General features: G+C 34.2%; 9 protein-coding genes and 1 pseudogene. 7 read left to right on the top strand and 3 right to left on the bottom strand.

Going from position 1 to position 12,199, the window contains the following annotated elements; all coding sequences use genetic code 11:
- Positions 1-11 precede the first annotated feature (11 nt).
- Complete coding sequence (locus ACN0QX_RS05190; RefSeq protein WP_417195783.1) at positions 12-758, bottom strand: electron transfer flavoprotein subunit beta/FixA family protein; 747 nt, start codon at positions 756-758, stop codon at positions 12-14.
- 260 nt (positions 759-1,018) lie between these two features.
- On the opposite strand from ACN0QX_RS05190, the pseudogene ACN0QX_RS05185 reads away from it, so the two are divergent.
- From ACN0QX_RS05185 to ACN0QX_RS05165, 5 genes and pseudogenes are all read left to right on the top strand, one after another.
- Positions 1,019-1,986: pseudogene (locus ACN0QX_RS05185) on the top strand (alpha-ketoacid dehydrogenase subunit beta).
- 64 nt (positions 1,987-2,050) lie between these two features.
- Positions 2,051-4,552, top strand: coding sequence for a DUF5686 family protein (locus tag ACN0QX_RS05180; RefSeq protein WP_417195782.1), 2,502 nt, complete (start codon positions 2,051-2,053; stop codon positions 4,550-4,552).
- A gap of 327 nt (positions 4,553-4,879) precedes the next feature.
- Positions 4,880-5,407, top strand: a complete 528-nt coding sequence (locus ACN0QX_RS05175) for an inorganic diphosphatase (protein ID WP_417195781.1) — start codon at positions 4,880-4,882, stop codon at positions 5,405-5,407.
- A gap of 116 nt (positions 5,408-5,523) precedes the next feature.
- Positions 5,524-7,965, top strand: coding sequence for a sodium-translocating pyrophosphatase (locus tag ACN0QX_RS05170; protein WP_248397765.1), 2,442 nt, complete (start codon positions 5,524-5,526; stop codon positions 7,963-7,965).
- 80 nt (positions 7,966-8,045) lie between these two features.
- Complete coding sequence (locus ACN0QX_RS05165) at positions 8,046-9,044, top strand: App1 family protein (RefSeq protein ID WP_417195780.1); 999 nt, start codon at positions 8,046-8,048, stop codon at positions 9,042-9,044.
- A gap of 3 nt (positions 9,045-9,047) precedes the next feature.
- Here the strand turns inward: ACN0QX_RS05165 and ACN0QX_RS05160 are convergent, their stop codons facing one another.
- Both ACN0QX_RS05160 and ACN0QX_RS05155 read right to left on the bottom strand, forming a co-directional pair.
- Positions 9,048-9,662, bottom strand: a complete 615-nt coding sequence (locus tag ACN0QX_RS05160) for a deoxynucleoside kinase (RefSeq protein ID WP_376858951.1) — start codon at positions 9,660-9,662, stop codon at positions 9,048-9,050.
- Between the two features lie 5 nt (positions 9,663-9,667).
- A complete protein-coding gene (locus ACN0QX_RS05155; protein WP_417195779.1) occupies positions 9,668-10,444 on the bottom strand; it encodes a hypothetical protein in 777 nt (258 codons plus the stop codon).
- A gap of 169 nt (positions 10,445-10,613) precedes the next feature.
- On the opposite strand from ACN0QX_RS05155, the gene ACN0QX_RS05150 reads away from it, so the two are divergent.
- Together ACN0QX_RS05150 and ACN0QX_RS05145 are read left to right on the top strand one after the other, a co-directional pair.
- Complete coding sequence (locus ACN0QX_RS05150) at positions 10,614-11,534, top strand: GLPGLI family protein (protein WP_417195778.1); 921 nt, start codon at positions 10,614-10,616, stop codon at positions 11,532-11,534.
- Positions 11,535-11,709: 175 nt separating this feature from the next.
- A partial coding sequence (locus tag ACN0QX_RS05145) for a carboxypeptidase-like regulatory domain-containing protein (RefSeq protein ID WP_417195777.1) occupies positions 11,710-12,199 on the top strand: 490 nt, incomplete at its 3' end.

Genomic DNA, 12,199 nt, shown 5'->3' with positions numbered 1-12,199 from the left:
GATATTGTTATTTATATAACTTTAGCTTCATTATGAAGTAAGTTAACTAATTCTCCAACATTATCGGCATCAATTAATTTAACGGCGCCTTTTGGAGCTGGCTTTTCAAATTTCACTGAAGCGGTTTCAGTTCCAGCATCTACTGGTTCCTTAACTTCTAAAGGTTTTTTTCTAGCCATCATTATCCCACGCATGTTTGGAATACGTAAATCGCTTTCCTCAACTAATCCTTTTTGTCCACCAATTACTAATGGTAAACTGGTAGAAACCGTTTCTTTCCCGCCATCAATTTCACGCATAGCTGTTGCTTTGGTTCCATCTATTTCTAGACTAATGCAATTGGTTACAAAGTTTGCACCAATTAAACCAGCTATCATTCCCGGGACCATGCCACCATTGTAATCAATGGATTCACGTCCAGCAATTACTAAATCGTAACCACCTTCTTTAACTACATTTGCTAATTGTTTGGCAACTTGGTAGCCGTCTTTAGCTTCTATATTAACGCGGATTGCATTGTCTGCGCCAATAGCTAATGCTTTACGTAAAGTTGGTTCAGTTTCTGGTCCGCCAACATTAACAACCGTTACTGCAGCGCCTTGCTTCTCTTTAAACCACATAGCGCGTGTTAATCCAAATTCGTCATTTGGGTTAATAACAAATTGTACACCATTGGTGTCAAATTTTGTGTCGCCATCGGTAAAATTAATTTTCGAAGTCGTATCAGGTACATGACTAATACATACTAATATTTTCATATTAGTATGTATTTAAATATGTGTAATTCTTTTGAGGTTACGAAGTTAATTATTTTATTCAGAATATTTACTATGCATGCATAATAAATTTATTGAAAATTTCAATATTGTAATAATTTGTTCTTGAGCCAAAAGTTTAGTGTCTTTTATTAAGTTAAACTTTCGTGTAATTTTAAAGATTTATAATTTACAATTATATTTTTAAAAATATATTATTCTTTTATCAATAATTTACTTTTGCCTTTCTTAATAAAGTAATAATGAAAACAATTCAATTTAGGGAAGCCATTGTCGAAGCTAAGAGCGAAGAAATGCGTAGAGATGAAAGCATTTACTTAATGGGTGAGGAAGTAGCGGAATATAATGGTTTGTACAAAGCTAGTAAAGGTACGTTTGATGAATTTGGTCCAAAACGGGTTATAGATACGCCAATTGTTGAGCTTGGTTTTGCTGGTATAGCCATTGGTTCTACCATGACAAGTTGTAGACCCATTGTAGAATATATGACTTTCAACTTCGTTGGTTGGGATTGATCAAATTATAAACAATGCAGCAAAAATTAGACAAATGTCTGGTGGGCAATTTAAATGTCCTATCGTGTTTCGTGGACCAACAGCTTCTGACAGTTGGCTGCAACACACTCGCAGGCTTTTGAAAGTTGGTTCGCCAATACACCTGGGTTTAAAAGTGTTGTGCCATCCAATCCATATGATGCCAAAGGGTTTTAAAATCGGCCATACGCGATGACGATCCTTAATATTTTGGAAAGTGAACAAATGTATGGAGATAAAGGCGAAGTACCTGAAGGTGAGTATACCATTCCATTGGGAGTTGCCGCTGTAAAACGCGAAGGTACAGATGTTACCATTGTCTCCTTTGGAAAAATTATCAAGGAAGCCTATAAAGCTGTTGGGCAGATGAATTGAAAAAGAAGGCATTTCGTGAGATAATCGATTAAGAACGGTTCGTCCATTGGACAAAGAAGTAATAATTGCATCAGTTAAAAAACAAACCGTTTGGTGGTTTGGAGGAAGCATGGCCATTTGGAAATGTTGCGACAGAAATAACATATTTAGTCCAATCTGAAGCATTTGATTATTTAGATGCACCTATTATTAAAATAAATACAGCAGATACACCTGCGCCTTATTCACCAGTTCTTTTTGAAGAATGGTTGCCTGATCATAAAGAAGTGATAAAGGCCGTGAAAAAAGTAATGTATAAATAAATACGTATATTTTACGTTAATAAAACTTCATTGGCTAGATTGTTGATGAAGTTTTTTTATAACTATGAGATTTAACTTACTACTTTTTATTTTTGCCCTTGCTACTTTTGTTGGTTACGCCCAAACAAAAGTTAGTGGCTACGTGTTTGATGAAGGCAATGAACCCGTTGCTTATGCTAACATAATTTTTAAAGGTTCTTTTGAAGGCACCATAACTGATGAAAATGGTCGTTTTTATATGGAATCTGATAAAACGTGGCCAACGTTAATTGTCTCCTTCGTAGGTTATAAAACCATAGAGTTGCCATTAGACAAGAAAGTGAATTACGACTTACGTTTTTCTATTGAAGAAGAAGCAGCTGCGCTTAATGAAGTGTTTATTGTAACAGGAAAACAATCTAAAAAAGCAGAAGAAAATCCAGCAATTGCAATTCTGCAAAAAATTTGGGAACGCAAACGTCAAAATGGCTTGAGTCAGTTTAAGCAGTATGAATACGATAGGTATGAAAAAGTAGAATTCGATTTAAATACCATTGATAGCGCACTGATAAAGAGTAACCTTTTTAAAGGTATGGAGTTTATTTTTGAGCAAGTAGATACATCTAAAGTTACAGGAAAAACATATTTGCCAATATTTTTAAATGAAGAGGTGGCCAAAGTTTATGGCGATAATTTATTAAACAAGGAGAAAGTAGAATTAAAAGGAAACAAAAATTCAGGCTTTAGTAATAATCAAAGCATTATTGCTTTTATCAAGGACTTATATTCGGAATACGATGTGTATGATAACTATCTAAAGTTTTTTGATAAAAGTTTCGTGAGCCCAATTTCCAGAACAGGTGTCAATACCTATAATTATGTATTATCTGATAGTGCTTATCGGGACAATAAATGGTGTTATAACATTATTTACTATCCAAGACGTAAAAACGAACTAACTTTTAAAGGTGACTTCTGGGTGAATGATTCCACATTTGCTATTAAGGAAATTAATATGCAAGCCTCTAAAAGTGCCAATATAAATTGGGTAAAAGAAATTTATATTGAACAAGAATTTGACGTGCTAAATGACTCTGTTTTTCTTATAAAACGCGATTATTTCATGTCCGATTTTACATTTAATAAAAAAGAAAAGTCGCGAGGTGTTTATGGTAAACGCACAACGTTATACGATAATTACGAGTTTAATAAATCCAAAGACGAAAAGTTTTATAAGGAAGAGGTATTCGATTACAATTTAGATGCCTATAATCGGGAAGATGATTTTTGGGACGAAAACCGAATGGAAGCTTTAAATAATGATGAAAAGGGTATTTACCAAATGTTGGATACTTTAAAAACCGTAAAAAAGTTTAAGCGGTTGTATAATGCAGGAAGTATTTTGGCGTCTGGGTATATTGAGTTTGACGATTTAAACCTTGATTATGGCCCTATTTTTTCTACTGTAGGTTATAATGATGTAGAAGGTGTGCGTTTACGAGCAGGTGCAAGAACGTATTTTGGACCTAATGATTTGTGGCGCTTACAAGGATTTTTAGCTTATGGTTTTAAAGATGATAAAATGAAATATGGTTTTTCGGCCAAGTATTTATTAAACAAGCGAAACCGGTTAATTGTATCTGCAGGTCATAGGCGCGATATTGAACAAATTGGGGCAAGTTTAACCACATCAACCGATGTTTTAGGACGAAGTCTAGCTTCCAATGCGGTTTTCAGTACAGCCACCAATGATAAATTAACCAATATTAATCTAACGGCGTTAGCTATAGAACTGGAGCCCATTAAAAACGTATTGTTTCGCGTGGGAGGTGATTATAGAACACTGTCATCCGCTTCGCCAACATTTAGTTTAGATTATGTAGATCAGGAATCCACTACTGGTGTTTCATCAGAAATAAAGCAATTTGAAAGTACCTTTGCAGTATCTTACTTTCCAGGCAGAAAAATGGTAGGTTACGGTGTAGAACGTCGTAATGGAAATGATACCTATGCATCTATATTTGCACAATATTCTTTAGGTGATAAAAATATTTTTGGTAGCGATTTTAATTATACCAAGTTACAGCTTTCTTATATTCAGCCATGGCAATTAGGTGGTTTAGGCCGCCTGTATTCTACCATTGAAGTAGGTAAAACATTTGGAACGGTTCCATTGGGGTTATTAAGTGTGGTGCCTGGTAACCAGTCGTATTTCTCTATATACAAATCGTTTTCGCAATTAAATTATTATGAGTTTGTAACAGATACCTATGCCTCTTTGCATTTAGAACATAATTTTAATGGACGATTGTTTTCAAGAATTCCATTTTTAAGAAAGTTAAATTGGCGAGAAATTGTTGGTTTTCGCGGTGTTTGGGGAGATATATCAGCAGATAATATAGCTTTAAGCGCACCGTCTAATATTCCATTGGTAGCACCAACAGACGAAATTTATTATGAATACAGCCTTGGTATTGGTAATATTTTTAAAGTATTTAGAATAGACTTTAATTTCCGTGGAAATTATCATGACGTCCCTGATGCCCGAAATTTTGGCGTAACCGGAAGTTTTGGCTTTAATTTCTAAAATTCAGACAACCTATTTTTGAAATAATTATATAAAAATAGCCTCTAACTTCTAGAGGCTATTTTTTTTTAAATAAAAGATTTAATTCATTTACTTACTTTTAAAATTATCAGATTGTGATTTGGATTCCTTTTTAGGAAACGAGGTGTTTAACATATTAGTATCGGCAAATTCGAAATTATAGGATCTAAATTAATTTTAGTTGCCCAAACCCAAAGACTTATGTATCTTTGCAGCCCGTAAAAATGAGGCTTCTGAATATGAACCTTCTTCAATTTTAATAGGAATAAAAAAACAAGCCTGAATAAAAGGTTAAAATAATATATAATGACAAAAAACGGAAAATTAACTTTTGATGTATTAATCGAAATACCGAAAGGAAGTAGAAACAAATATGAATATGATTTCGATTTAAAAAAAATACGTTTTGACCGTATGCTTTTTTCATCCATGATGTATCCAGCAGATTATGGGTTTATACCAGAAACATTAGCATTAGATGGTGATCCATTAGATGTTTTAGTGTTAGGTGGTGAACCAACATTTCCAATGTGTGTGGTAGAGGTAAAACCAATTGGTGTTTTCCATATGGCAGACGAGAAAGGTCCAGATGAAAAAGTAATTTGTGTACCAGTTTCAGATCCGATTTGGAATATTTTAAATGATTTGTCAGATATGAATCCACACCAAATAAAAGAAATTGAACACTTTTTTCAAGTTTATAAAGATTTAGAAAAGAAAAAAGTTGACGTAGGAGGCTGGGGAAATGCAGATGAAGCCTATGATATTTTAAACAAATGTTTAGATCGTTACGAGAATAGTGAGCATAAAGCAAATGGTAATTTTACCATATAGTTGTAAGAAACACAGTAATATAAAGCCCTTCTATTATTAAATAGAAGGGTTTTTTAGTTTTAATGTATTTCACTACTTTAGCGAGCTAATTAACAAATTAAAAAAATTATTAATATATGGAATCAATGATGATTTATATGCCAATTGCCATGGCACTTTTAGGATTAATTTATATGGTCGTAAAGAAATCTTGGGTTATGAAACAAGATGCTGGCGACGGAAAAATGAAAGAAATTTCAGATCATATTTATGAAGGAGCTTTGGCTTTTTTAAATGCCGAGTATAGATTACTTGCCATATTTGTACTTGTAGTAAGTATTGCACTTGCAGCTGTGTCATTTATTGTTCCAACAACACATTGGTTAATTGTAGTTGCATTTATTTTTGGAGCTGTCTTTTCGGCATTTGCAGGAAATATAGGTATGAAAATAGCAACAAAAACGAATGTAAGAACGACACAAGCGGCTAAATCTAGTTTGCCTAATGCACTAAAAGTATCTTTTGGTGGTGGAACTGTAATGGGATTAGGAGTAGCTGGATTGGCAGTTTTAGGTTTAACTATATTTTTCATAGGGTTCTTCCATTTCTTTATGGGAGGTGTATGGACAAATACCATGGATATGACTATTGTTCTTGAAACATTGGCTGGTTTTTCTTTAGGTGCTGAATCTATTGCTTTATTTGCCCGTGTTGGTGGTGGTATTTATACCAAAGCTGCCGATGTTGGAGCCGATTTAGTTGGTAAAGTAGAAGCAGGAATTCCTGAAGATGACCCTCGTAACCCTGCAACTATTGCAGATAACGTTGGTGATAATGTTGGTGATGTTGCTGGTATGGGAGCCGATTTATTTGGTTCGTATGTAGCTACAGTATTAGCTGCTATGGTTTTAGGAAACTATGTAATTAAAGATATGGGTGGAAATATTGCTGATGCCTTTGGCGGTATTGGACCAATCTTATTACCTATGGCAATTGCTGGTGCGGGAATTATTATTTCTGTTATTGGTACTATGTTGGTGAAAATTAAAAGTAACGAGGCTAAAGAAGCTCAAGTTATGGGCGCTTTAAATGTGGGTAACTGGACCTCTATTGGTTTAGTAGCCTTATCTTGTTTTGGTTTAGTAACGTGGATGTTACCGGAAACCATGCAAATGAATTTCTTTGGTGAAGGTTTACAAGAAATATCTTCCATGCGCGTATTCTACGCTACTCTAGTAGGATTAGTTGTTGGCGCTGTTATTTCTTCGGTAACTGAATATTATACAGGTTTAGGTAAAAAACCTATTTTAAATATAGTACAACAGTCAAGTACAGGTGCTGGAACCAATATTATTGCTGGTTTAGCTACTGGTATGATTTCTACATTCCCTTCTGTATTGTTGTTTGCTGGAGCCATTTGGGCGTCTTATGCATTTGCCGGTTTTTATGGTGTGGCTTTAGCAGCTTCAGCTATGATGGCAACTACAGCTATGCAATTGGCAATTGATGCCTTTGGACCTATTGCGGACAATGCAGGTGGTATAGCTGAAATGAGTGAACAGGAACCTATAGTAAGAGAACGTACTGATATCTTGGACGCTGTTGGAAATACAACTGCGGCTACAGGAAAAGGTTTTGCTATTGCTTCTGCAGCATTAACATCTTTAGCTTTATTTGCTGCCTATGTAACCTTTACTGGTATTGATGGTATTAATATTTTTAAAGCGCCCGTTCTAGCCATGTTATTTGTAGGTGGAATGGTGCCTGTCGTATTCTCTGCTTTAGCTATGAATGCGGTAGGAAAAGCAGCTATGGAAATGGTAGAAGAAGTACGTCGTCAGTTTAGAGAGATTCCAGGAATTATGGAAGGTACTGGGAAACCAGAATATGATAAATGTGTGGCAATTTCTACTGAAGCGTCTTTAAGAGAAATGATGTTGCCAGGTTTATTAACTATTGGTTTTCCGTTAGTAATTGCATTTGTTCCTATGATTTTTGGAATGAATAACATGGCAATTGCTGAAATGTTAGGTGGTTATATGGCTGGTGTTACTGTTTCAGGTGTGCTTTGGGCTATATTCCAAAACAATGCTGGTGGCGCTTGGGATAATGCTAAAAAATCCTTTGAAGCTGGTGTCTTAATTAATGGCGAAATGACCTATAAAGGTTCGGAAGCTCATAAAGCTGCTGTAACTGGTGACACTGTTGGAGATCCATTTAAAGATACTTCTGGTCCATCTATGAATATTTTAATTAAGCTAACCTGTTTAATTGGTTTGGTAATTGCACCAATTTTAGGTGGTCATTCTGCTGAAACTGGTTTGGCTATTACTGAAACTACAGAAGCTGTAGAAGGACTTACGGCAAAAAAAGTATATGTTGATTTTGTAATTAAATCAGACGATTTTGCAAAAGCTGTCGTTAGCGTTACAAATGTAAATGGTAATAACATTAATATGGAAGAATTAGTAATCTCTGGGACAAAAGCAGAAGTTGATGCTAAAATTTCCAAGCTAAAAGAAGAGTCTACGCAATTCAAAATGGATGTAACAGATGATAGACCAATACAGGTTAAATAAATGTTATAGTACTATAATATTACAAAACCACGCTAATCAGCGTGGTTTTTTTATCAATCAAATCTTTTATATTTTTAAACATGTTTAAAAAAGATCCGTTTCAAATTATTACGTTTCAAAGTTATGGAAGTGACACGCATTTTTATCTGCGCGGTAGAGCTCTTGAAGACGAATCTATAAACCTAGAAGATAAAGGTTGGTTTAAACTTTTAGTAAACACCTATAAACGGTTTGAAAGTGATGAAATTAAAAATGTTGACATAAATTTAAAGTTGCCCAACGGGACAATTTTAAAAACTAAAACGGACAATAAGGGGTATTTTAAATGTGAAAAACAACTAGAAGGTTTAGGTGCCTTAGCTAATAATGAAGGTTGGTTACCAATAGTTGCATCTTTTAGTGATGTAAATTTGAAGCGAAACATAACCAATAATAATGTATTTCCAGCTGAAATTTTAATTCCATGTGAAGAATCAGAATTCGGCGTCATTAGTGATATAGATGATACTATTTTGCATACTGGTGTGGTTTCACTTTTTAAATGGCGCGTAATATTTAATACGGCCTTTAAAGGTGCCTTTAGTCGGATTCCTTTTGAAGGAGCAGCCAAATTCTACCATAAGTTGCATCGGGGCAAATCAGGGCAAAACGCAAACCCTTTATTTTATGTTAGTCACAGTCCTTGGAACCTTTATCGGTATTTAAAGTATTTTCTAAAAACGAATGATTTTCCAAAAGGACCCATTTTATTGCGTAGTGTTAATGGGGTTTTTCACAAGAAAAGTCAAGATGAAAAGCCGCAGAAGCAGAATGAAATTATGCATATTCTAGAGGCTTATCCGAATTTGAATTTCATTCTAATTGGTGATTGTGGTGAATATGATGCGGATATTTATATGGAAGTATCAGAAAGCTACCCGAACCGTATTATGGCTATTTACCTACGAATCGTTAATCATAAAAAGAAAATGTTACGTATCAAAGCCTTGTTTGAAAACTATAAAACAACACCTGCGTTATTAGTTGAAAGTAGCGATCAGGCTATTATTCATGCAAGAGAACGTGGCTTTATAAAATAAACCCTAAAAAAGGCCGTGAATTTGTGCTTCAATTTTATTGATAATAGTCCCTAAATCTTCTGGGTTTGCCACAAAATCCATATTATCTACATCTATTATTAATAGGTTGCCCTTATCATAACCATGAATCCAAGCTTCATAGCGTTCATTTAAGCGACTTAAATAATCAATACTAATCGTGTTCTCATAATCGCGACCACGTTTGTGAATTTGACTCACTAAATTCGGGATAGAGCTACGTAAGTAAATCAATAAATCGGGACCTTGAACAAAGGATTCCATTAAATCAAATAACGAGCGGTAATTTTCAAAATCTCTATTTGTCATTAATCCCATGGCATGTAAGTTGGGAGCAAAAATATGCGCATCTTCATAAATGGTACGGTCTTGAATAATATCCTTACCACTTTCTCTAATCTGATTTACTTGACGAAAACGGCTATTTAAGAAATAGACTTGTAGGTTGAAACTCCAACGTTCCATTTGGTTGTAAAAATCGTCTAAATATGGATTGTCTACAACATCTTCAAGTTGCGGTTCCCATTTATAATGTTTGGCTAATAATTTGGTAAGTGTAGTTTTTCCTGCACCAATATTTCCGGCTACTGCAACATGCATACGTTTTAATTTTTAAGTTGGAATTCATGAAGAATTTTCGAATCGTAAATATACATCGTTTCACCCGTTACTAAAAACTGATTTATTAACAAATTTGGTAAAGCAATTGGTGTAATTTCTTGTGTTTTATCATTTAAAAAATAAAGGTTATTTCCCTTCTGAAGAATAATATCATCATTCCGTTCTGTGAGCTTGGTATAACCGGTATTTTTAATTTTAAAAAGTAAACTACCAAAATAACTGTATTTATAAATGTAATTCTCCGTTAACAACCACGCGTAATTGTAATTACTTGTAAAAGACAATGCATTAGAAACAACAGGGATAGTAGTGGCTCTCACGGATTTTGCTTTGTAATCATACAACTCCAATTGCTGGTTATCTTGATTAAAAATCCATATGGTATTGTCATTTCCTAAGGACACAAAACTAGCATTTTTGTATGGTTGAACTGTATTAAAATCTATCCTTAAAATTTCTGACAATCGATTATCTAAAATAATTACAGTATTGAAATCTTTGTAAAAGGCAATTAATTTTAGCGGGTTAAAAACATCAACAGAGGTTAATCTTCCTAATTGAACATTGCTATAATTAATGGTTTTGTCAGCAGTTTTTTTATAGAAAACATTATTGATCTCATAATATTTGGTGCCAAAATTATCAACACCTATTATGGTTTCAACCTCTATGGGGAATTTAGACTTCCTAAACGTAGAGATACTATCTTGTGCAAACACAGATAGAGACAATAAACTAATTATAAAGGTGAGTAGTTTCATGAAGCATGAAAAGTACAAAATTCAAACCAAACTATATATTTTAGTTCGGGATTAGCTGGAATTTCTTTTTAAGAAAACTTTAACAATTTAAGGCTTTACGTTTTAACCTTATTTAAGTCTAACTAGTATCAATTAAGATTATTTATAAAAATCATATAAAATATTCCAAATGAATCAATTCTACAAATTACTTGCAATTTTGTGCCTAACCTTATCAATATCTACTTACAATTACGCGCAACAGGACTTTCAGGGTCAGGCTTATTACCAAACTAAAACCACTATGGATATAGATAATTGGGGTGGGCGCCAAATGAGCGAACAACAAAAAAAGCAAATCATGGAACGTATGAAAACCATGCTTGAAAAAACCTATGTGTTGACATTTTCTCAAACAGAATCTACCTATAAAGAAGAAGAAAAGTTAGAAGCGCCAGGGAGTGGAAGAGGTTTTGGAATGATGAGTAGTTTTACAGGTGGTTCTCAATACAAAAACATTAAAGACAAGCAAATGATTCAGGAACAAGAATTTTTTGGAAAACAGTTCTTAATTGTTGACGAAATAACAGAATTGGATTGGGAATTAAGCGGTGAAACCCGACAAATAGGTCAGTACATGTGCTTTAAAGCAACGGCTGTAAAAAAAGTTGATGAATTTGATTGGACTAGTATGAGAAGAAGGTCCAGAGATGATGATAAAAAAGAAGACAAAGAAAAAAGTCAGGACTCTGTTAAAACCGAAACGGATTCTACAGCTACGGATTCTACCAGTAAAGACTTCATGGCAGATATAGAAGTGCCAAAAGAAATTACGGTTACGGCTTGGTACACACCTCAAATACCAGTAAGTAATGGACCTAGTGAATATGGCGGTCTGCCAGGGCTTATTTTAGAAATTAATGCAGATAGAACGACTATGTTATGCTCTAAAATTGTTTTAAACCCTTCAGAAAAAGAGACTATTAAAAAACCAACAAAAGGAAAAGAAGTGACGCGTAAGGAATACAATGCCATTATGAAACAAAAAATGGAAGAAATGCGTGAAATGTATGGTGGTAGAGGCGGCCGAGGCGGCGGTCGTGGACGTTAATTACAAATTATAGTCTGCCATTTTAATTGATTTTTTCTTTATTGAAAATTATCAATTCACATTTATATTACAATTTCAAGGCCCCAATTACAACAGGTGCCCTCGTGCTGTTGTTAGGCTTAATAGCATCCCTAAACAATCAAGAAAAAAAATCAATAAACCAATCACCAAATAAATGAAACATGTAATAACGGCAATTTTACTTCTTGTAGCATCTGCCACGTTTTCCCAAGTAAAAATTGAAGGTATTGTAAAAGATAGTATCGGTAATCCATTGGAATTAGCCAATGTCATTGCTATAAATCAACAAACCAACAAATTAGATTCCTACGGAATTACTAACGATCAAGGTCGTTATAAACTGTCTTTAGAAAAGAATACAGATTACAAAGTTCAAGTGAGTTACATTGGCATGAAAACATCTGATGTATCCATTACAACCAAAGAAGCTGATATTTCAAGAGATTTCACATTAGAAAATGATAATGCTCTAGACGAAATTGAATTGGTTTACGAAATGCCCGTAACCGTTAGAGGCGATACGCTTATTTATAATGCCGATTCGTTTAATAAAGGAACCGAACGGAAACTAGAAGATGTCCTTAAAAATTTGCCAGGTGTTGAAATAAATGCGGATGGTCAAATTGAAGTAGAAGGCAAGGTCG

It is taken from the genome of Bizionia sp., from assembly GCF_048259285.1.
Taxonomy (GTDB): domain Bacteria; phylum Bacteroidota; class Bacteroidia; order Flavobacteriales; family Flavobacteriaceae; genus Algorimicrobium; species Algorimicrobium hallyeonense.
This window is presented reverse-complemented; position numbering and strand designations above follow the sequence as displayed.